21 protein-coding genes, 1 tRNA gene, 1 rRNA gene, 1 pseudogene and 2 riboswitches are annotated in these 21,431 nt (G+C 43.0%); of the genes and pseudogenes, 7 read left to right on the plus strand and 17 right to left on the minus strand.

Going from position 1 to position 21,431, the window contains the following annotated elements:
- Nucleotides 1-82: ribosomal RNA gene (locus tag ACY3LV_RS08720) — 16S ribosomal RNA — on the minus strand; the annotation flags it as partial.
- 463 nt (nt 83-545) lie between these two features.
- Nucleotides 546-647: riboswitch (TPP riboswitch) on the plus strand.
- Nucleotides 648-747: 100 nt separating this feature from the next.
- On the opposite strand from ACY3LV_RS08720, the gene thiT reads away from it, so the two are divergent.
- The gene (gene thiT, locus ACY3LV_RS08725) at nt 748-1,326 is read left to right on the plus strand and encodes an energy-coupled thiamine transporter ThiT (protein WP_333560698.1); all 579 of its coding nucleotides are present in this window, start codon (nt 748-750) and stop codon (nt 1,324-1,326) included.
- Between the two features lie 40 nt (nt 1,327-1,366).
- On the opposite strand, the gene ACY3LV_RS08730 is transcribed toward thiT, so the two are convergent.
- From ACY3LV_RS08730 to ACY3LV_RS08740, 3 genes are read right to left on the minus strand one after another with little or no spacing between them, the layout of a single operon-like run.
- Nucleotides 1,367-1,888, minus strand: a complete 522-nt coding sequence (locus tag ACY3LV_RS08730) for an N-acetyltransferase family protein (RefSeq protein ID WP_464863635.1) — start codon at nt 1,886-1,888, stop codon at nt 1,367-1,369.
- Between the two features lie 21 nt (nt 1,889-1,909).
- Entirely contained in the window at nt 1,910-3,451 is a 1,542-nt protein-coding gene (gene floT / locus ACY3LV_RS08735) for a flotillin lipid rafts scaffold protein FloT (protein ID WP_464863636.1), read from the minus strand.
- An 18-nt stretch (nt 3,452-3,469) separates the two neighbouring features.
- Nucleotides 3,470-3,994 (minus strand): NfeD family protein, encoded by a 525-nt coding sequence (locus ACY3LV_RS08740; protein ID WP_464863637.1) that lies wholly within the window; start codon nt 3,992-3,994, stop codon nt 3,470-3,472.
- A gap of 169 nt (nt 3,995-4,163) precedes the next feature.
- Here ACY3LV_RS08740 and ACY3LV_RS08745 point away from each other — a divergent pair, with 169 nt between their 5' ends.
- Nucleotides 4,164-4,652, plus strand: a complete 489-nt coding sequence (locus ACY3LV_RS08745) for a DinB family protein (RefSeq protein WP_148963910.1) — start codon at nt 4,164-4,166, stop codon at nt 4,650-4,652.
- 4 nt (nt 4,653-4,656) lie between these two features.
- Here the strand turns inward: ACY3LV_RS08745 and ACY3LV_RS08750 are convergent, their stop codons facing one another.
- The 3 genes from ACY3LV_RS08750 to betB form a co-directional block, all read right to left on the minus strand.
- The gene (locus tag ACY3LV_RS08750) at nt 4,657-5,235 is read right to left on the minus strand and encodes an MOSC domain-containing protein (RefSeq protein ID WP_148964107.1); all 579 of its coding nucleotides are present in this window, start codon (nt 5,233-5,235) and stop codon (nt 4,657-4,659) included.
- A gap of 88 nt (nt 5,236-5,323) precedes the next feature.
- Complete coding sequence (gene gbsB, locus ACY3LV_RS08755) at nt 5,324-6,532, minus strand: choline dehydrogenase (protein WP_464863638.1); 1,209 nt, start codon at nt 6,530-6,532, stop codon at nt 5,324-5,326.
- A 15-nt stretch (nt 6,533-6,547) separates the two neighbouring features.
- On the minus strand, nt 6,548-8,020 hold the full coding sequence (gene betB / locus ACY3LV_RS08760; protein ID WP_464863639.1) for a betaine-aldehyde dehydrogenase: 1,473 nt from the start codon (nt 8,018-8,020) through the stop codon (nt 6,548-6,550).
- Nucleotides 8,021-8,218: 198 nt separating this feature from the next.
- On the opposite strand from betB, the gene cudC reads away from it, so the two are divergent.
- The 4 genes from cudC (at nt 8,219) to ktrB (ending at nt 11,895) form a co-directional block, all read left to right on the plus strand.
- Nucleotides 8,219-8,761, plus strand: a complete 543-nt coding sequence (gene cudC / locus ACY3LV_RS08765; protein WP_148963913.1) for a choline uptake/conversion transcriptional regulator CudC — start codon at nt 8,219-8,221, stop codon at nt 8,759-8,761.
- 206 nt (nt 8,762-8,967) lie between these two features.
- The gene (gene bslA / locus ACY3LV_RS08770; protein ID WP_148963914.1) at nt 8,968-9,513 is read left to right on the plus strand and encodes a biofilm surface layer hydrophobin BslA; all 546 of its coding nucleotides are present in this window, start codon (nt 8,968-8,970) and stop codon (nt 9,511-9,513) included.
- A 147-nt stretch (nt 9,514-9,660) separates the two neighbouring features.
- Nucleotides 9,661-9,809, plus strand: a riboswitch (cyclic di-AMP (ydaO/yuaA leader).
- Nucleotides 9,810-9,882: 73 nt separating this feature from the next.
- Complete coding sequence (gene ktrA, locus ACY3LV_RS08775) at nt 9,883-10,551, plus strand: potassium uptake protein KtrA (protein ID WP_464863640.1); 669 nt, start codon at nt 9,883-9,885, stop codon at nt 10,549-10,551.
- Between the two features lie 6 nt (nt 10,552-10,557).
- Nucleotides 10,558-11,895 (plus strand): Ktr system potassium transporter KtrB, encoded by a 1,338-nt coding sequence (gene ktrB, locus ACY3LV_RS08780; RefSeq protein ID WP_464863641.1) that lies wholly within the window; start codon nt 10,558-10,560, stop codon nt 11,893-11,895.
- 36 nt (nt 11,896-11,931) lie between these two features.
- Here ktrB and ACY3LV_RS08785 read toward each other — a convergent pair whose 3' ends face one another.
- From ACY3LV_RS08785 to ACY3LV_RS08810, 6 genes and pseudogenes are all read right to left on the minus strand, one after another.
- Nucleotides 11,932-12,195, minus strand: coding sequence for a YiaA/YiaB family inner membrane protein (locus tag ACY3LV_RS08785; RefSeq protein WP_087993356.1), 264 nt, complete (start codon nt 12,193-12,195; stop codon nt 11,932-11,934).
- Between the two features lie 107 nt (nt 12,196-12,302).
- On the minus strand, nt 12,303-13,151 hold the full coding sequence (locus ACY3LV_RS08790; protein WP_464863642.1) for a glucosaminidase domain-containing protein: 849 nt from the start codon (nt 13,149-13,151) through the stop codon (nt 12,303-12,305).
- A 284-nt stretch (nt 13,152-13,435) separates the two neighbouring features.
- Nucleotides 13,436-13,665: pseudogene (locus tag ACY3LV_RS08795) on the minus strand (MFS transporter); the annotation flags it as partial.
- Between the two features lie 418 nt (nt 13,666-14,083).
- Nucleotides 14,084-14,156: transfer RNA gene (locus ACY3LV_RS08800), tRNA-Ala, on the minus strand.
- Nucleotides 14,157-14,262: 106 nt separating this feature from the next.
- Nucleotides 14,263-15,093: an undecaprenyl-diphosphate phosphatase gene (locus ACY3LV_RS08805; RefSeq protein ID WP_087993358.1), complete on the minus strand. Its 831-nt coding sequence runs from the start codon at nt 15,091-15,093 to the stop codon at nt 14,263-14,265.
- 90 nt (nt 15,094-15,183) lie between these two features.
- Entirely contained in the window at nt 15,184-16,350 is a 1,167-nt protein-coding gene (locus ACY3LV_RS08810) for an AI-2E family transporter (RefSeq protein ID WP_148963917.1), read from the minus strand.
- Nucleotides 16,351-16,530: 180 nt separating this feature from the next.
- On the opposite strand from ACY3LV_RS08810, the gene ACY3LV_RS08815 reads away from it, so the two are divergent.
- Nucleotides 16,531-17,517: a Gfo/Idh/MocA family protein gene (locus tag ACY3LV_RS08815; RefSeq protein WP_464863643.1), complete on the plus strand. Its 987-nt coding sequence runs from the start codon at nt 16,531-16,533 to the stop codon at nt 17,515-17,517.
- A gap of 40 nt (nt 17,518-17,557) precedes the next feature.
- Here ACY3LV_RS08815 and rhaA read toward each other — a convergent pair whose 3' ends face one another.
- The 4 genes from rhaA to rhaR are packed head-to-tail and all read right to left on the minus strand — an operon-like array spanning nt 17,558 to nt 21,427.
- The gene (rhaA, locus tag ACY3LV_RS08820) at nt 17,558-18,832 is read right to left on the minus strand and encodes an L-rhamnose isomerase (RefSeq protein ID WP_464863644.1); all 1,275 of its coding nucleotides are present in this window, start codon (nt 18,830-18,832) and stop codon (nt 17,558-17,560) included.
- A 24-nt stretch (nt 18,833-18,856) separates the two neighbouring features.
- Complete coding sequence (rhaM, locus tag ACY3LV_RS08825) at nt 18,857-19,171, minus strand: L-rhamnose mutarotase (protein ID WP_148963920.1); 315 nt, start codon at nt 19,169-19,171, stop codon at nt 18,857-18,859.
- 14 nt (nt 19,172-19,185) lie between these two features.
- Complete coding sequence (gene rhaB, locus ACY3LV_RS08830) at nt 19,186-20,646, minus strand: rhamnulokinase (RefSeq protein WP_464863645.1); 1,461 nt, start codon at nt 20,644-20,646, stop codon at nt 19,186-19,188.
- Nucleotides 20,647-20,650: 4 nt separating this feature from the next.
- Entirely contained in the window at nt 20,651-21,427 is a 777-nt protein-coding gene (rhaR, locus tag ACY3LV_RS08835) for a rhamnose catabolism operon transcriptional regulator RhaR (protein ID WP_464863646.1), read from the minus strand.
- Nucleotides 21,428-21,431 lie beyond the last annotated feature (4 nt).

Here is a 21,431-nt window from a genome sequence, read left to right on the forward strand (position 1 = left end):
AGCTCCCATCTGTCCGCTCGACTTGCATGTATTAGGCACGCCGCCAGCGTTCGTCCTGAGCCAGGATCAAACTCTCCATGAAGTAATGGAGCGCAGATTAAGTTCGTCACTTCCTGTGACAACATCTGCATGACCTGCATCGTGCAGGCCCCTGACTACGCACATCGCTGTGCGATTTATAAAAAAATGAATTAACAGGTACGTTTTGTCTTGTTTAGTTTTCAAAGATCATTCGTTGCCTCTCAATGAAGCAGCTTTACTAATATAACATTCAGCTTCTTTGTTGTCAACAACTTTTTTTCAAATTGTTTTGAAGCTTCTTGTTTTGTCCGCTGTTCATCAGCGACATTTAATAATATAACATCTGTATTTATTTATTGCAATAGTTTTCACGAAAAAAATTCTATAAAATAAATAAACTATAATCCTCGTCATGTCATCTATCGTGTATTTATCAAATAACTATTTTAAAAGAACATCTACATCAGTAGAATGATCTTGTTGTTTTTTTCTTTTTCTTGTATAGTAGAAACAAATTAAATATTGATGACCACAAGGGGAGCATTAAAGCTGAGAGTGAGCGGTTTCGTTCTGACCCTTTGAACCTGTTAGTTAACGCTGGCGTAGGGATGTGGCAAAGTCAAATGAATTGCAGATCGTAAAGCAGTGCGTGGAACTTTTCTCATCCTTCCGCGTGCTGCTTTTTTGTTGTCCTTTTGGGTTGTCTATCGATGGAAGGGGATTTTTATGAATCAATCTAAGCAACTGGTTCGCCTTATTGAAATTGCAATTATGACTGCGGCTGCTGTTATTTTAGACATCGTCTCAGGAATGTTTCTTAGAATGCCTCAAGGTGGCTCGGTCTCCATCATGATGATTCCGATCTTTTTGATTTCGTTTCGGTGGGGTGTTAAAGCAGGGCTTACTACCGGTCTGCTGACAGGACTAGTTCAGATAGCGATCGGAAACTTATTCGCACAACATCCTATACAGCTTTTCCTAGATTATATTATCGCGTTCACAGCAATTGGAATAAGCGGCTGTTTTGCTTATACTGTCCGCAAAGCAGTTGCAGCAAAAACAAAAGGGAAATTGATTGTTTCAGTTGTCAGCGCAGTTTTTATCGGCAGTTTCCTGCGCTATGCTGCGCATGTCGTTTCAGGGGCTGTGTTTTTCGGCAGCTATGCTCCAAAAGGAACGCCGGTATGGATTTATTCTTTAACTTATAATGCAACTTATATGGTTCCTTCATTCATCATCTGTGCAATTGTCCTTTGTTTGTTATTTATGACAGCACCGCGTTTGCTCAAAACTGACAAAGCTTAACGTGACACCCCCCAGCGGAATCCGCCGGGGGGTGTTTTTTTTACCTGTTAAGAATCGTTTTCAAAGCAGAAAGATCCGGCCAGCCAAAACCAATTTCTTTCAGTCTTTCTCCGACAATTTCAAAGCTGTCCTCCGCTTCTCTTTCAGGCGAATAGGATTGATAAAATGTAATCGAGGGGTTTTGCTCAATTACCCAAACAAACATGCTCGAAAAGCCCTGATGAAGCAAAAACTCTGCTCCTTTTGCTAAGAGTGCCCTGCCTGCACCTTGCCGCTGATACTTTTCTAAAAGGTAAATAGCATATAGCTCGCTGTCATAGCCTTCTTGTTCAGAGCGAATAGGACCAAATGAAGCAAAGCCGAATATAGAATCTTTTTCATCCTGAGCCACAAATAACCCCTTTAACGAACGGCTTTTCCATTTGTCTTCAAATTCCTTGTAGTTCAGACTGTTTAAGTATTCAGCCGGGACAATTCCGCGATATGTTGTCCTCCAACTGTCGACATGCACTTTTGCAATGTCCCTTATATCTTCTAACTTTGCTTCTCGTACAGTTACCATCTGGTTCTATCCTTTCCTTAGTCATTCTTCTCGTGTTTGGACTTCTTTTGCTTCTTTTGCTTCTTTTATTTCATTTGTTAATTCGTTTATGCTTTGTTTTACGTTTCCTTTTCCTGAAAAGTTCTCAATCATTTCTTTCACGTCAATTCCCGATGATGCTTTTAAGCTTTCTTGAAGGCTTGACATTAAGTTTGTCGCATAGCTGGTTACTTTGTTGGCGCCGCTTGATTCACCGCTTCCCCCTGTATCAACAACAGTGATTTTATCAATATTTGAAAGAGGTGCTGCTGCTTGTTTCGCGTATTCCGGAAGCATTTTTACAATCATATCGAAAATCGCAGCCTGGCCGTACTGTTCAAAGGCAGCGGCAATTTTCTCTTTTGCTTCCGCTTCTGCAAGACCTTTTAGACGGATAACTTCAGCTTCTGTTTCCCCTTTCGCTTTTTCAGCTTCTGCTTTTGCAAGTCCGTCAATTCTGACTTTTTCCGCCTCTGCCTTCGCCATTGCTTCTATACTATACTTTTTGGCATCGGCTTCCGCGAGCTGCTTGGCTTTCTCAGCTGCTGCGGACTGCTCGACAGAATAACGGTCTGCATCGGCTTTTTTCTTTACCTCTGAGTCGTATTGGCGTTCACGGCGAAGAATTTCTTTTTCTTCTAGTTCTATTTGTTTTTGGCGTTCGATAATTTTAACCTGCATTTCCTGCTCTGTGACTTGCTTGCGCGCTCTGGCAGTCTCTAAATCATATGCCTGATCGGCATTCGCTTTTGCCGTATCTTGTTCTCTGCGGTATTCAGCCATTTTGAGCTGATTCGTTTTTTCAGCTTCAGCGATTTCCGTCGCCCGTTCAAGTTCTGATTTTTTCGCATCTTTATCTGCTTCTGCCCGCTTAATCCGGGTTTCTTTATCAGCCTCTGCTGTTGCGATATCAGCATCACGTTTTACTTGAGCAATTCTCGGTTTCCCTAATGATTCAAGGTAACCGTTTTTATCACGGACATCTTTAATGGTAAAGGAGACAATCACAAGCCCCATTTTTGCGAGATCCTGTGAAGCGACACGCTGCACCTCTTGAGAGAATTTTTCTCTGTTTTTATAAATTTCTTCGACTGTCATTGAGCCGAGAATGGAACGAAGATGGCCTTCTAAAACCTCACGCGCTTCCTGCTCCCGGTCATCTTTTGATTTCCCTAAAAATTGTTCGGCCGCTGTAGCGATTTCCCCTATAGAACCGCCTATTTTAATAATAGCAGTTCCATCAGCCATTACAGGTACTCCTTGTTCTGTATAGACTTCAGGTGTAGAAACATCAAGTTTGCTTGATAATAGGCTTAGCGGCTCTGCCTGCTGGAAGACGGGAAGGACAAAGGTTCCTCCGCCGCGGACGATTTTAAGACGGTTGCCCCCTTCATCGACATGAACATTTTTATTACCAAGATAGCTCCCCGTTACGATTAACGCTTCGTCAGGCCCTGCCGTACGATACTTTGTGATAAAAACGGCTAACAGTGCAATTAATAAAAAGAATACAACTCCGATGACAATAATGATCGGCATAGTCATTTCACATTCCTCCTTGTTTTAAATACATTCATGCGGAGTAACCGAAAGAACTCCGTTGTTGATATCTACGACCAAAACCGTTGTTCCGTAACTGATCTGCTGATTCTCAAAGCTGACCGCTGACTTCGAGATGGTGCCGCCTATCCCTTCAATGACCACTTCACCAAACCCGTCAACAGGAACAGCTGTAATCACTTTACCGATTCTCCCTCTTAGATCATCTTCTTTATAAGCCAATGATTCCTCTGCGGATGATAATGGTACCAAAATAAAAATGTGAAGCAATATCACCAGGATGAGCGAAAGGATGCAAGAGAAAAGAGCGGTCAACAGGCTGGACAGGGGCAATATGAGCTCGCCTATATACCCGCCTGCTGAAAAACATGTGAAAAACGCGAGCACCAATGTTGGATTAAGAAACGGAATGCCTTCTGACAGTCCTGCAAATACATCTCCGAAAAATAAAAATAATAGCGTAAGACTGCCCGCAATAATAAGCGTATAAAGATAAATCGTTTGTATAGGTACGCCAAACAACTCCAAATTCCTCATCCTTTCTTCATCAATGCATTGGTGAACGGCTGCCGTTACCATTTATACGAGACATAACGAAAAAAGGTTTCGAAATTTTTAGATAAAACACCCTTTTCGAAGTGCTTTATAAATGATAATTGCTTATATATATGGTAATGTCATTTTAGGAGGAGATATGATGAGTATCTTTAATGAAGCAAGATTAGAGACGTGGAACGAAGTAAAAGGACTTTCTGACGAAAAGCTGAATCAAAAGCCTTCTGCTGAAGAATGGAGTATAAGGGAAGTTCTTGATCATTTGAAAAAAATCGATATGGCCGCACAACAAATGCTGAAGGAGCGTGTAAAGGAAGCTCCTGTTAAAGAAGTTGAAGAAAAAACGCTTGAGGTTGCACAGGACAGAAACAATAAGCGGAAAGCTCCGAGTCACCTAGAGCCTGAGCATGAATTTATTTCAGGCAGCCAAATGAAACGCGAGCTTGACGTGGTGAGAGAACAGCTGACAGCGGCAATTGCCTCGCTAAAAGAAGAAGATTTTGAGAGAGTGCTTCCGCATCCTGTGTTTCAGGAGCTGACTGTCAGACAGTGGATCGATTTTATCGGTCACCACGAAAAACGGCATCTCAGCCAGATTAAAGAAATTAAAGAAAAGGTGGGAAGGGCCTGATTATTCAGACCCTTTCTGCTTTTCGTTTGACTTTTCTATGATAGGAATTAACTTCGATTTCATCGCCTGCGTAAACAGCGCCCGGTCTCTCAACAATACAGACAATCCCTCTTATGCCCAATGCGTGGCGGACGAAAGCCGGCGCCAGCTTCGGCTTTTCCGGATAATAAGACTGAATGACTTCACCCGGCTGGATACAAGGATCATTTTCTCCCTCACATAGCAAAGCGGCACCGCTTGGAAAAATGAGCCGGCTCCCCTCTTTTAATGAAGTGAAATCGTGTATTCCGCTGACTGCGATATTTGCCCCGAGCCATTCCGGCAAAATACTCGACACTCCCATTTTTAAAGCCAACTCATCACATTCCTCTATTGAAACAATTGAAATTTGTCTGCGGTTGAAAATTTCGGTCCCCCTTGAAAACATTGGTTCTCTGGCTCCCGCTTTTTTGGTCAGTCCAAAATGCAAGTCACCGGGGATGCCGCCATAATCAATATCGAGCTTGTCCATTCGCTTTGTTACGAAACTTTCTGTATCTGCGATATACAAGCCTTCTGTTTTTGCAGTCATACGCTTCCACATCATTCGGCACCTTCCTTCTTCTTTAACATGTCCATTTATGTTTCATTATCCAAAAAAATCCCGCTCTGTAAAGGAGCGGGACATATGATTATACAGTTTTAGGTGTAAGATTAAAACAGCGCTTGTAGATCCAATTGTATGCTTTTTCATTTAAGTCTCTAGGGTTTCCGAAGGTTTGCGGATCTTTCATCGCTTCTTTTGACAAGCGTTCGATCATATCAGGCGATACTCCCTGCTCTTCTAAAGTCGGTACTTCTAAGTCTCCGACTAGGTCATACATCCAATTGACAGATGCTTTCGCAGCTTCTTCTGTTGTCATATTGCTAGTATCAATACCGAACGCTTTTGCAATACGTGCAAACTTCTCAGGATAGCCCTTCCAGTTGTATTCCATGACAGGACCCATCATCGCAGCCACACATTGACCGTGAGCGACTGGAATAATGCCGCCAAGCGTTTGGCTCATCGCATGAGCCGCGCCCGCTGATTCACTGCCGTAAGAAAGACCTGCAAGCATCGCAGCCTGCGCCATTCCGTATCTTGCTTCCAGATCCTCTCCGTCAGCAAATGCTCTTTTAATGTAATGAGCGGCATATTCAATCGCCATTAAGGCAACTGCATCCGTGATTGGCTGAGCAAATTTCATTGTATAGCACTCAATGGCATGAGCAAGCGCATCAATTCCCGTCATGGCTGTTACATGCGGAGGCATTGAAATATGAAGCTCAGGATCAATGATGGTCAGGTGCGCTGCGATCAGCGGACCGCCCGTGTTGAACTTGAATTCTCTTTCTTCATCCGTAATAACAGCCCATTGGGTTACTTCTGAACCTGTTCCGGCTGTTGTCGGAATTGTTGTCAGCGGAGGGATCCGGTTTTCCAGCGTTTTTTTTCCATCTGCCGCTTCATAATCAAGTACGCTTCCTTCGTGTGTTGCTTCTACTCCAATTGCTTTCGCTGTGTCCATGGAGCTTCCGCCTCCGACTGCCACTAAACCATTACAGTTCTCTTTTTTGTATAGCTCAGACCCTTCATTCACAAGACGGACAGGCGGGTTTGGCTCTACTTTATTAAAGAGCACAACTTCAATGCCCGCTCCTTTTAGTGATTCGATTACAGGGTCAACGACGCCGGCTTTATAAATCCCAGGGTCTGTGACAAGGAGTGCTTTCGAAACGCCCAGCGCAGCTATTTCTTCTCCCGTATGCTTGACGGCTCCGATTCCGTGCTTAATCACAGTCGGAATTTCAAATGTGTGGAATTTGTGCATGCTTTCTACTTTCATATTTAATGTCATTATAATCTCTCCCTTTTATGAATTGAACCAATTAACCGCTGCCGGTTTTGTATTGCGATACACATGTTTGACTTCTGTATATTCTTCAAGGCCTATTTTTCCAAGCTCGCGTCCGAATCCGGACTGCTTATAGCCGCCCCATGGCGCCTGCGCAAAATACGGATGGAAATCGTTAATCCAAACCGTTCCCATTCTCAAGCGGGCTGCTACGCGTTCACACTTTTCAATATCTTTAGACCATACCGCTCCGGCCAAGCCATAGATGGTATCATTCGCAAGCGCGATTACCTCATCTTCCGAGCTGAAGGTTTCGACTGTCAATATAGGACCGAATACCTCTTCCTGAACAATTCTCATATTCGATTTACAGTTTGAGAAAATAGTAGGTTCATAGAAAAAGCCGTTTTGTAGCGCAGGGTCTTCCGGACGTTTGCCGCCTGTCTCGAGCTTCGCGCCTTCTTCTATTCCGATCTCTACATATTTTTCTACCTTTGCCCTGTGCTCTGCAGAAATAAGCGGACCGCTTTCTGTCTCTGCGTCAAAACCATTTCCGAGTTTTATGCGTTTTGCCCGTTTGACAAGCTCTGCTAAAAATTGATCGTAAATAGCATCTTCAACAAGCAAGCGGGAACCGGCGGAGCATACTTGGCCAGCGTGGAAAAATACAGCGTTTAATGCCTGATCGACCGCAACTTCTAAATCTGCGTCCTTGAAAACGATATTTGGATTTTTCCCGCCCAATTCAAGCGCGATTTTTTTGACGTTTCCGCTTGCCGCCCGCATGATTTTTTTGCCTGTTTCGATTCCCCCTGTAAATGAAACCAAATCGACGTCTTCGTTTGCGGCAAGCTCGTCGCCCACTGTTGCTCCCGGTCCAAGGACGAGATTTGCGACACCTTTTGGAACACCCGCTTCTTCCATCAGCTTGAACACTTTGATTGTCGTTAGCGGCGTGATCTCACTCGGCTTCATGACGATCGTATTTCCTGCAGCCAGTGCAGGCGCGATTTTCCAGCTCGCTTGCAGGAGCGGATAATTCCATGGCGTAATCTGGCCGCAAACCCCGATTGGCTCTCTGATGATTTTGCTTTCTGAATCAGGGATCGGAGAAGAAATGATCTCTCCACCATCTTTGTCTGCCAATCCGGCGTAATATTGAAATACATTGGCGATATCGTCCATATCGGCCTTACTTTCTTCGAGTGTTTTTCCCGTATCAAGAGATTCAAGTTCAGCCAGCTCATCAAGATCACGTCTAATTAATTCCGCAATTTTCAGAACAATTTTCCCGCGTTCAAGCCCGGATAGAGATGACCATTCTCCTTTGTCAAAGGCTCTTCGCGCGGCTTCGATCGCCTTGATGGCGTCCTCTCGCCCTCCCTCGCTTACGGTTGCAATTTCTTCTTGATTAAATGGGTTGATAATGTTGCGGATCTGCTCTTTTTCGGCGCTGATCCATTCACCGTCAATGTATAATGTTTGACTCATATAAGCCTCCTTGACGTAAATAAAGTTTGTTAAATAAAAATTTAATGTTTTTAACAACCTTAATCTAACATATGGTTTTTAAACTGTCAAAGCCCCATTTTGATTTTTCTTTTTGACTTTTCTTTATGTTTCGTTAAGATAAAGAACATAAAGAAATAACTTAACGAATTTAATTCTCTAAAGGAAAAGAGGGTCAGTATGGATGAAAATCCAGAATTTGCAGTTATAGAACAGGCTCGGGATCTTGTTATCGACTCCATTGCTGAAACGATGGATCTTTACGGAATTACCCGCAGTGTCGGGATTTTATATGGGACGATGTATATGCGGGATGAGATGACGCTTGACGAAATGCGTGAGGAATTGCAAATGAGCAAGCCAAGCATGAGCACAGGTGTCAAAAAACTTCAGGACTTAAATGTGGTGAAAAAAACTTTTCACCGGGGCATCCGCAAGCATACATTTGTAGCTGAAAAAGATTTTTTCAAATTTTTCACGAATTTCTTTCCGCCTAAATGGGAGCGGGAAGTTCAAGTAAATGTAGCAGCGATTGAGGAAGCCCAGGCTGATTTACAAGAGGTTTTAAACAAGGAAGGCCTCAATGAAGACCTCAAAAATGAAGCGCTGCAGCTTTACGAGCAGCTGGAAAACTCTAGAGCCTACTATGATTGGCTGAAACGGCTTGCTGAATCGGTGCAGAGCGGGGAAATTTTTAAGTTTATACCAATCGAAAGAAAGTAAAGAAGAAAACGCCTGGGAAACCGGGCGTTTTTCTGTTCGTTTGTATGTAATTACTACAAATTTGAAAAATACGGGAAAAACACCCCATTTACTTCCAAAATATTTGATGTTAATTTTATGTAGGTAAAATTTGTATTTGGCCACTCAGTGGAGGTGAAAAGCGGGCAGGCCTATATATTTTATAACTTTTAAGGGGGAATTTTATTATGAAACGTAAATTATTATCTTCTTTGGCAATTGGTGCATTAAGTCTCGGTTTACTCGTTTCTGCACCTACAGCTTCTTTCGCGGCTGAATCTAAATCAACTTCCGCTCATACTGAGTCTACTATGAGAACACAGTCAACAGCTTCATTGTTTGCAACAATCACAGGGACCAGCAAAACGGAATGGTCTTTCTCCGATATCGAATTGACATACCGTCCAAATACGCTTCTCAGCCTTGGCGTTATGGAATTTACATTGCCAAGCGGATTTACTGCAAATACAAAAGACACAATGAACGGGCGTGCGTTGCGTGAAACACAGATCCTTAATAACGGGAAAACAGTAAGGGTTCCTCTGGCACTTGATTTGTTAGGAGCTGGCGAATTCAAATTAAAACTAAATAACAAAACACTTCCTGCCGCTGGTACATATACTTTCCGTGCGGAGAATAAATCATTGAGCATCGGAAATAAATTTTACGCCGAAGCCAGCATTGACGTGGCTAAGCGCAGTACTCCTCCGACTCAGCCATGCGGCTGCAACTAAACATGAAGACCGGTTAACGCCGGTCTTTTTTTGTGTTTTAACCTCCCCTTTTCCCTCTATTTCTAATTATCTTTTTTCTGGTTTAAAATTTAAATTGACAAACTCTAGAAACAGGAGTAAATTCTTGAGTGTTCAATTTCATAAGAGTCTCTTTTACCGCTTAATCAAACACGAACGGGGGAACCAACGATTGGCTGTTTTATTCACAGCCTAGGGGTGAATCTTACTTAGTAAGAGGGGGTACTCTGAATCCCTAATCCGACAGCTAACCTCGTAGGCGTATCCAGAGAGGAGGTCTATTAGCGGCCATTCTTCGAGATGGTCTTTTTTGCTTCAAAAACGTTAATTTTACTAAGGGAGTTATGAACATTGGGAAAAATAAAAAATAAGCAATTTGCCGTGATTGGGCTGGGCCGGTTTGGCGGAAGCATTTGCAAAGAGCTGCACAGAATGGGGCATGAGGTCCTTGCAATTGATATCAACGAAGAAAAGGTAAATGCATACGCTTCTTACGCAACTCATGCGGTGATTGCCAACGCCACCGAAGAAAACGAATTGCTATCGTTAGGAATACGCAATTTTGAATATGTGGTTGTTGCGATCGGAGCGAATATTCAAGCAAGTACCCTGACCACCTTATTATTAAAGGAATTTGACATCCCGAATATTTGGGTCAAAGCTCAAAACCATTATCACCATAAAGTGCTTGAAAAAATAGGCGCTGACCGTATCATTCACCCTGAAAAGGACATGGGCGTCAAGATCGCACAAAGCCTTTCTGATGAGAACGTTTTAAATTACATTGATTTATCTGATGAGTACAGTATTGTCGAGCTGCTGGCAACACGCAAGCTTAATTCAAAATCAATTACTGATCTGAATGTAAGAGTAAAGTACGGCTGTACAATCCTTGCCATTAAACACCATGGAGATATCCGGCTTTCTCCAGCACCCGGAGACATCATTCACGAACAAGATTGCCTGGTGATCATGGGGCACAAAAAGGATATTAGACGTTTTGAAAACGAAGGGATGTAGACAAAGGTGACACTTCAAAAGGATAAAGTGATCAAATGGGTTCGTTTCACACCGCCTCAAGTGCTTGCAATTGGTTTTTTTCTAACCATTATCATCGGGAGTGTGCTGTTAATGCTCCCGATTTCTGCAGCGAAGCCATTATCATGGATCGATGCCCTTTTTACTGCCGCTTCCGCTACAACTGTAACAGGGCTTGCAGTTGTTGATACCGGTACAGAATTTACAATTTTCGGGCAAACTGTCATCATGGGGCTGATTCAGATCGGCGGTCTTGGGTTTATGACTTTTGCTGTTTTGATCGTCATGATATTAGGAAAGAAAATCGGATTAAAAGAACGAATGCTGGTTCAGGAAGCCTTAAACCAGCCGACAATCGGCGGTGTCGTAGGTCTTGTCAAGGTTCTGTTCCTGTTTTCGATCAGTATTGAGCTGATAGCAGCTCTTATCTTATCCATCCGGTTTGTGCCCCAGTATGGCTGGGCATTCGGCTTGTTTGCCAGTCTGTTTCATGCAATATCTGCTTTTAACAATGCCGGATTTTCGTTGTGGCCGGATAACTTGATGAGCTTCGTTGGAGATCCTACAATTAACATCGTGATTACTTTTTTATTTATTACAGGAGGGATCGGATTTACAGTTCTGTTTGACATCATGAAAAACCGGCGATTCAAAGCCTTTTCCTTACATACGAAGCTCATGCTTACAGGTACATTGATTCTGAATGCAGTTGCTATGCTGGTGATTTTCACTTTAGAGTATAGCAACCCCGGCACGCTCGGCCACCTGCATATAGGAGATAAACTGTGGGCTTCCTATTTTCAGGCTGTAACGCCGAGAACCGCGGGCTTCAATTCCCTCGATATTGGGAGTATGAGAGAAGGAACGATTGTATTTACGTTATTATTGATGTTTATCGGAGCAGGCAGCGCTTCAACAGCGAGCGGTATTAAACTGACCACGTTCATCGTGATTTTAATGTCTGTTATCGCTTATTTGCGAGGAAAAAAAGAAACGGTTATTTTCCGCCGCTCCATCAAATACCCGATTATCATAAAAGCTCTAGCTGTCAGCGTCACCAGCTTGTTCATTGTGTTTTTAGGAATTTTCGCCCTGACGATCACAGAACAAGCACCGTTTATCCAAATTGTGTTTGAAACCTTTTCAGCATTCGGAACTGTCGGTCTATCAATGGGATTGACTCCCGAACTCACAGAAGCGGGAAAATGTATCATTATTGTCATCATGTTCATCGGAAGAATTGGTCCTCTGACGTTCGTGTTTTCATTCGCGAAAACAGAGAAATCAAATATTCGTTATCCTGATGGTGAGGTGTTTACGGGGTGATAGCAAAAAATCCGGCGTGCAGGCGCCGGATTTTTTTTATGATTCGATATGAGATTGATTGTGTCTTTTTTCCTGCTCCGCGATGATTTCGTTATCTTCTGCGTTATCACGGGTCACTTTTTGTGTAAGAATCGCACCGACCGCTACAAGTATCATAACGGCAATATAATAGCCTTTTTCATTGAGTTCCAGATTATCAGCATTATAGAGTCCGACACTAAACAAAAATACTCCCGCAAAAAAAGTGAAATAAGCTAATACTGTAAAAGCAACCGTGTTTCTCCGTCTATATTTCTGCATCGTTGTTCCTCCTGAAAACATAGTCAATAAGTGATAACTTCCGTGGAATATTATACCTCAAATTCCCCTGAATGGAACATAGAAATAAAAATACCAGTAAAAACAGCTTAGGTTGATTCCTTTATTTCAACAGCTGAATCGTCAATCCAGCCGATGAGCTTATCATTGATTTGAAATTGGTACCATACGGACTGGCCCTTCTGCTTTTTAGATACTACCTTTATGTCCTTTCCGATGTAAGATTGGGCAGAGGTAAGTCTTATGGACTGCTCATCAGTAGAAGGCTTGGACCATACGTCTTGAACGGCACTGTCTTTAATGGAGCCGATGAAATCCACAGATTTCAAGGATGGATTGACCTCATCGTACGCATCTAAATCATATTTTTCCACAATAGCGCTGAGTTTGTCAGCGTAATCAGGATCTGTAGCATATCCTGCTGTTTGCAAGGCGGTTGCCGCTTCCTTATAATCCCCAGCATCAAGCACCGGTTTATACTTCTTTTTATTCCATGATGTGCCGCGAACAAACAATTGGGCATGGTCATCCATAGATTCAAAAAACGTGCTGTATTTGCGAAACTTTGCGCGAATGGTTTTTCTTTCCCCTTTTTCAAATTCATCCGTTTCCATCGTGACGTGATGGCCTTTATAATTTCCTTTTACACCAAAAAGGTTATTGGCCTGAGCAGCAAGTTCGCTGTTCCCCCAGTCAGATTCGAGAATGGCCTGAGCGATCGTGATGCTGGGGAGGACATGATATTTCTCATACAGAATTTGTGCATGCCCGGACAGGCTGTCAATAAATACTTGCTGTTCATCAATTTCTTCGGGTTCTTTGGATGTTTCAATCGGCTTTGATAAAGTTGTGGCTAAAACAAAAAAGGCTAACGGAATCGATACAATGAAAAATAGTGTAATCAAGAGTCTGCGTTTTTTCAGTTTTTTACGGGCCATGAATACCTTCCTTCGAGTTAAGAGATTACGAATGTAAAAGAATCTACCTTTTAGAATTTTACTTTGACTTCTAATATTTTTCAATTCTTTAGGCAGAAAGTTGGGAAAAGATTGCAAACAAAAAACCTTTTCACTAGAAATGGTTCAGATTGTTGACAAAATCCTTGAAGTCTAGGAAGGACGACATTGGAGCCGACTTCCGCAGAATGTGGTGACAGCGGCGTTTGAACAGAACACTCAGGATAAAAGAAATCATGATAAGGAGGCATCATAGAATCTTGCAGAGCTAGATAGATCGGATGGGCGCCAAATTTTTTCCTCAGCAGCGGACCTGCCGGCAAAAATAATGCAAAGGCCATATTGCCGATTACTATTGGATTCACTGATATGAAGTCCCTCCGACCGTCTTCTGAACAAGGCCTTGAACTGACGACAATGCCATGTTAAACATTAATCTCGGCCCGACAGCTAAAACAGCGAGCAAAGAAATCATCCAACAGTGTTTTGTCTTCATGTTGTCATTCCTTCCTATAAATGCATACGAAACACATCATTTTAAAAAACAAAAGAAGCTAATAGATTTTGCATGCCATTAGCTTTCATTCTAATACTCTCCCTATCATGGGAAATGATATTAATTTAAATATGTGAAAAAGTGATCATATGTTCAAATATTGTTCCTAATCGATTAGGTTTTTCCAATGACAGAAATTTCAAGTATAAAACAAAAGCCTGAACAGCTTTTGCCCGATATCGTAATTTTGAGCCAAAGCGGGCTAAAACTTCACTTATGAGTCCCTGCTTACTCCCTCAGGCGACCATTTTAAAGTTCACCGGAAAATCCTGTCGTGACATGTTCAAAAAAAACAGCGAACGAACCTTTTCCTCAAAAACAAACAAAAAAACCCTTATAGAATAAGGGTTTAAAGGTATGGAGCCAAGGGGGCTCGAACCCCTGACCTCTACACTGCCAGTGTAGCGCTCTCCCAGCTGAGCTATGGCCCCGTATGTAACGTCATATTTATTATAGATGATTTTTTTTTGAAAAACAAGCTGTTCCCTCTTGAAATGACAGAAAAAATAAGGCTCCGGAAGAGCCTTATTTTTAGATTTACATCATGATTAAAAGTAAAATCACACCGAGGATGATTCGGTAGATTGCAAAGGGGACGAGTTTGATTTTGTTAATCAGTTTTAAGAAGAAACGGACGACAAACAGCGCGACAACAAAGGCGCAGATAAAGCCGACGATGAAAAACGGCAACAGATCCGAGCTTAAACTGTCCCAGTGCTTCACAAGGCTCAAAAAGCTTGCTCCCATCATGATCGGCATCGCCATAATAAACGTAAAGTCGGCTGCCGCGCGATGGTTCAATCCAAGAATAACGCCTCCGGAAATGGTTGAACCGGAACGCGAGAAACCCGGCCACAGGGCAAGACATTGGAATAAGCCGACTCCTATCGCCTGCTTATAGGAAATGCGGTCGAGGGTGTCTGTTGCAACTTTCCGTTTATTCACCCAATCAGCAAAAAGCATCAGGACTGCCCCGGCAATTAAACCCACGGCTACAGTTTGAACAGAAAATAAATATTCATCAATGTAATCCTCAAACAAAAAGCCGAGAACAGCTGCAGGCACAAGTCCGACTGCAATTTGTGCAATGCTTAATTTATGTCCCTGCTTCTGGTCGCTGGTAATATTCTTTTTCAGGCCGAGCAAATTCAAAATCCGGTCTTTAAACACGATGGCCACTGCTAAAATAGAACCAAGCTGAATCACCACTTTGAATGAGTTGGCAGCTTCTTCTGACATCAGATTGCTTGATTTAAGCCAGATATCGTCTACTATGATCATATGTCCTGTCGAAGAAACCGGCGCATACTCTGTTAACCCTTCTACGATCCCTAAAATGGCAGCTACAAACAATTCCCATAGAGTCATGATTTGATTCTCCCCATTAGACATTTATTTTTTACATAACGGGAGCTTTCCATAATTGGAAAGCCCGTCTTATATAACTATAAACGAAAATCACACTTTATGCCCTGACGTATTTTCATTTTTTTCTTCGTCGTATAAATGTGACCGCATTTTAAACCAGTCAAATAAATGTGTCGTAATGACTTTAGTAACTGCATAGCCCGGAATGGCAAGAATGATTCCAACCACACCAAACAGCTTACCGGCTGTTAACAGCAGAAAAATAATCGTAATAGGGTGGATGTGAAGGTTTTTCCCCATAATTTGCGGAGAGATCAGCTTCCCTTCGATCAGCTGAACAATTGTCCATACGATCACCAGCTTAAGCAGCATGAGCGGCGATGTCACTATGGCGATGATAATCGCTGGCGTAATGGCAATCGTCGGCCCTAAATACGGAACGATGCTTGTACAAGCCGCAATGATGGCAAGCAATGAAGCATAATCCAGCCCGATAATCAAATAACCGATAAACAGCAAAAACCCGATACAGAAGCTGACAATGATCTGGCCTCTGATATAAGAGCTTAACCGATGATTCATTTCGCTTAAGACTGTGTATGTCTGTTCTTTTAATCGTGTCGGCACAAACTTCAGTATATAGACCGGCAACTTCTTTCCATCTTTTAATAAATAGAAAAGAATAAACGGAACCGTGACAATCGAAATAATAACCTCAGTCAGAGCACCGATAAAATTCCCAACACCGGTGAAAGTACTGTTCACAATCGTAGCCGCCTGATCTGAAATCTTTGTTGCAAGATCAGATATATTGATGTTCATCGTTTGCTGGGCCTGATTGACGAAGTTGCTGCCGATCAGCTGTTTCGTCTGATTTTCAACGACATCCACATATCTCGGGATATTGTCAATCAAACTCATAATTTGTTCTTTTAAAAAGGGGATGATGGACACGATCGTGATCGTGATCAGTCCGATAATCAGTAGATATAACAGGAAAATAGTATAGATTCTTCTTACTCTTCTTCTCTCAAGGAAATCAACGATTGGGTTTAACAGATAAAAAACAATCCCTGTTAAAATAATCGGCAGTGAAATTGTTTTGAGAAGAACTATAATCGGGGTGAAAATAAATGATGTTTTTGTAAAAACGAGAATATTTAAACCAATCAGCAGCAGCACAAGCAAAAATAAAACAAACTTATTGTCCAAGAAGAATTGTTTAAATCTGCCGCTCCATGTTTGCAACATCTCCACTATCGTTCCTCCGTCATACATAGTTTAATTAAATTGTACACTATCGTCCCTATAATGAAAAATAAAAACCGTTAATCGCTGGAAAAACTTCCTTGTTTTCAGCATGTGGTTTGTTCTATCATGTGCTTTTCTCTTTTTTGAGCTATAATTTAGCTATATCATGCAAAAGGAGCGATAAGAATGATACGTTTTGCCATAATAGGAACCAACTGGATTACAGACCGCTTTCTTGAGTCAGCAGTGGAAATAAAAGATGTTCAGCTGACAGCTGTTTACTCGAGATCAGCTGAACGCGCTGCCGAGTTTGCCGCTAAACACGGTGCTGAGCACATTTTCTCAAACCTTCAGGAAATGGCGGCAAGCGATTGCTTTGATGCTGTATACATAGCCAGTCCCAATGCTCTTCACAAGGAGCAGGCCGTTCTCTTTATGAACCATGGCAAGCATGTGCTTTGCGAGAAGCCGTTTGCTTCAAATACGAAAGAAACGGAACAGATGATTTCAGCGGCTCAGGAAAACGGCGTTGTCCTCATGGAAGCGCTGAAGACCACTTTCCTGCCAAACTTCAAAGAGCTGAAGAAACACTTACATAAAATCGGAACCGTCCGCAGATTTACCGCAAGCTACTGCCAGTACTCCTCACGGTATGACGCGTTCAGAAACGGAACCGTCTTGAACGCATTTCAGCCTGAGCTTTCCAACGGGTCATTAATGGATATCGGCGTTTATTGTATTTATCCTGCTGTCGTGCTATTTGGCGAGCCGCAGGACGTGAAGGCGAACGGATATGCTTTATCTTCCGGAGTAGATGGAGAGGGGACCGTCATTCTGTCTTACGACGGGTTCGAAGCCGTTCTGATGCATTCTAAAATCTCTACTTCCTATGCTCCGGCGGAAATTCAGGGTGAAGACGGGACCATTGTAATCGATACAATTCAGCAGCCTGAACGAGTGGAAATCCGCTATCGAGACGGCCGTCTGGAAAACATTTCGATTCATGATCCTAAACCGGCGATGTTCTACGAAATAGAAGAATTTGTCACGCTCATAAAAGAGAACAAACCGGAATCTGAAGACAATACATTTGAACGGTCTTTGATCACCGCCAAAATCATGGAAGAAGCAAGAAAGCAGATGGGGATTGTATACCCTGCTGATCAAGCGTAAAAAAATCCGCCCGCGTGCCAATGCCGCGGCGGATTTTTTATTAGACAATCGAAGAAGACGCCTTCCTTTTTAAAAGCACCTGTTGTTCATAATTTTTTATGTCATGGAGCCATTCCTCTTTTACCGGCACGCCCATTTGCTCACAGTAGGAATCCCAGACGGCCCCGAAAGGATATGTTTTAAATTCCTCCATCAGCGCCAGCCTTTCTGTAAATCGGCCCTCTTCCTGTAATTGTTTTAAATAGTCGTTCGGGAGAAGCAATGCATACAATAAAGCTTTGATCATATTTCTCGTTCCGATGGTCCAGGCGGCAACACGGTTAATGCTGGCATCGAAAAAGTCCAGGCCGATAGCGACCTTCTCGAGAGCCTGATTGCGTACAATTTCAAGCGCGATTTCCCTCAATTCATCATCTAAAATCACAACATGGTCGCTATCCCAGCGAACGGGCCGGGATACGTGCAAGGCGAGTTTGTCTGTGTAAAGCAGCATGGACGAAATCTTGTTTGACACCGTTTCAGTCGGGTGATAATGGCCTGTATCCAGCAAACAAAGCTTTTGATTCGTCAAAGCGTAAGACAAATAAAATTCATGAGAGCCGACAACATATGATTCGGAACCAAGTCCGAACAGCTTGCTTTCGACTGAATCAAGATTGTGTTGTTCACTGATCTCCACTGCGAAGATCCGATCCAGTGATTCTTTTAATCTTATACGCGGTGTCAGCCTGTCACTCGGGATATCCTTATAGCCGTCGGGAATCCAAATATTCGTCAAGCAAGGTGTTCCTAGTTCTTTCCCGAAGTATTCCCCAATACGGCGGCACGCGATGCAATGCCTGATCCAAAATTCTCTGACGTTCGGGTCGGGGTGTGAAAGGGTGAGTCCGTCAGCCGCTTTCTCATGCGAAAACAAGGTCGGATTAAAATCTAAACCGAGACCGAGATCTTTCGCCCATTTCACCCAGTTTTCAAAATGATGCGGCTTCAATTCATCCCGTTCTGCCGCTTCCCCGTTTGTTTCTGCGTATATCGCATGCAGGTTCACGCGGTGCTTTCCCGGAATGAGAGAAAGAGCCTTCTCCAAATCTTTTCTTAATTCTTCAGGGGTTTGCGCTTTTCCGGGATAATTGCCGGTCACGTCAATTCCGCCTGAAAGCTCGCCTTTATTTACTTCAAAGCCTTCAATATCGTCACCCTGCCAGCAGTGGATTGAAATGGGCACTTGCTTTAATTGCCGAAGCGCCTCTTCAACATCAATTCCCCATTTTTCGTATGCCTGTTTTGCATTGTTATAATTGGCTTTTATGGTCATGCGGCTCTCTCCCTTTTTCAGTTATTAATCCAAATAAAAAATTTCCTTAAGGTCTATCGAAACAGGACTGAAATCTGGATTTGTTTTCATGAATGGCGACATCGATTTCCACCATCTCCGGCAAACTTCTGTATCCGCCATCTTTCTCCACTTTTCTTCATCTTCTATTTCTAAATAAGCAAATAACCGGCCTGTTTCCTCGTCTAAAAAAATGGAATAATGGTGCGCTCCGTGAGCTTTGAGTGCTTCTGCCATTTCTGGCCAAATGTCATCATGCCGCTGTTTGTATTCCTCGTACTTGTCTTGGCGGACAAACATGATACTGGCTTTTCTTTTCAAACCTGATCACCTCTTCACCTTTTAGATAGCGCTTTCAAAACAGTTTGCTGAAATGACTGAATGATCGCACTTCTGTCAATGTCTTTAGGTGTAAACACTTTGATCGGTAAGGAATTTCTGACAGCTTGCCGAGCTGCTGTTATGTCTTTGACTTCTTTGGCAGCAATCATTTGCATCAGCAGATTTCCGATGGCGGTTGCCTCTATGGGACCTGCGTATACCGCTTTTCCGCTCATGTTTGCCGTTAATTGATTTAAGAAATCATTCCGGGCTCCGCCGCCGATGATATGGAGCTGCTGAATCGGTTTTTCCGTGATCGTTTCCAGCTCTTTGATGGCTATGGCATAGATGATGGCTAAATTGGTGTAGATGCAGCAGGCAAGTTCACCTGCAGTGCGGGGGATCTTTTGGCGGGTTTCTCTGCAATAATGTTGGATTTCCTCTATCATGCTGTCTGGATTCAGGAAACGTTCATCATTTAAGTTGATAAACTGCTGGAATGGTTCTGTTTTTAGGGCTTCCTCTGCAAGCTGCTGAAAAGAGTAATCCGTTTGTAACTGCTGTTTTACTTCTTGTATCACCCACATGCCGATAATGTTTTTGAGAAAGCGAATGGTGCTGTTTGCGCCGCGTTCATTTGTATAGTTGTTTTTCAAAGCCTGTTGAGTTAATATCGGCGTTTTGTTTTCAACCCCGATTAACGACCATGTTCCGCTGCTGATATACGCCCAGCTATCGCTTACGCCTGGCGCCGCGATGACGGCCGAGGCAGTGTCATGCGTTGTGACTGTTATCACCTTGCAAGCCGGCAGGTCATAATCCGGGAACCAATCATTTCTCAGCATCCCGAGCTCACACCCCGGTTCAGTCAGCGGCGCAAATTGATGCTCGTGAACAGACACGGCTTTGAGCAATTCAAGGTCAAGCTTTCCGGTTGAAACATTGAGAAGCTGTGTTGTCGACGCATTTGTGATTTCTGTCACCGCTTTTCCGGTTAGACAATAGCCTAAATAATCGGGAACCAGCATCATTTTGTCTGTCGTTTTCAGCAGCTCGCGGTCTTCTTCATACAATTGATAAATCGTGTTAAAAGGCTGAAATTGTATTCCTGTTTTTCGATAGATTGTGTCTTTTGACAGGATTTGTTCCATTTTGCCTATCGTGTGATCTGTCCTTCTATCCCGGTAGGACATCACTTCCCGCAAACGATTTCCTTTTTCGTCCAGTAAGACATAATCAACCGCCCATGTGTCAATTCCGACGGTGCATCGTTCATACCCTAGCTCTTTCACCTTTTGAAGCCCTTGCAGGATTTGTTTTAGCAAACGGTCAATATCCCAATAGCAATGTCCGTCTCTTTGAATGAAGCCGTTAGCGAATCTGTGAATCTCTTGTACTTCCAGCTTTCCTTCCTTCAGCTCACCTACCATGACCCTCCCGCTTGACGCGCCTATATCAATGGCAGTATAAATCATTCTTTCACCCTCTCTTCGGAAGGGGAACAGCTGTTACTTTCACCTCTTTGTCTTCAAGCGCTTTTACCGATACCGGATCAAGTCCAGAATCAGTAATAAGGCGGCTGATATCCTGCAGCGAGGCGATATGTGAAAACTCACGGTTCCCCCATTTGCTTGAATCGGCCATCAAAATGGTCTGACCAGACCTTTCGATCATCCGTTTTTTGAGCAGCGCCTGCCACTCGTTTGAGTCACTCATCCCGTTGTTGATATCAAAGCCTTTACAGGACAGAAAGGTTTTATTGACATGATAGGTCTCAAGCGAACGCTCAGCCAACGGCCCGGCAAACGATAATGATTTTTCCAGCAAAATCCCTCCTGTTGAAATGACTGAGATGTTTTCTTTATTGCTGAGTTCAATGGCTGCCTTCATTGAGTTTGTAATGACAGTGAGCTCAATATCCGGGAGTATTTTCGCCATGTACCAGGCGGTAGTGCTTGCATCAAGAATGATTCGGTCTCCGCTGTTTACATATTTGACCGCTTCGTGAGCAATGGCTTTTTTTTCTATGACATTTGTGATTTCCCGTTCAGAAAAATGAACTTCTGATTCCTGCTGCTCAATACTGACCGCTCCTCCGTGGCTCCGGCTCAGTTTATGTTCTTTCTCAAGCTTCTCAAGATCGCGCCGAATGGTTTCTTCTGTGACAGAAAATATGTCACTTAATTCGGATACGCGGATGCTTGAACGCATATTCACTATTTCCACTATTTTTTGCTGCCGTTCAGCTACTAGCATTGGT

This window comes from Bacillus sp. 11C, assembly GCF_055486375.1.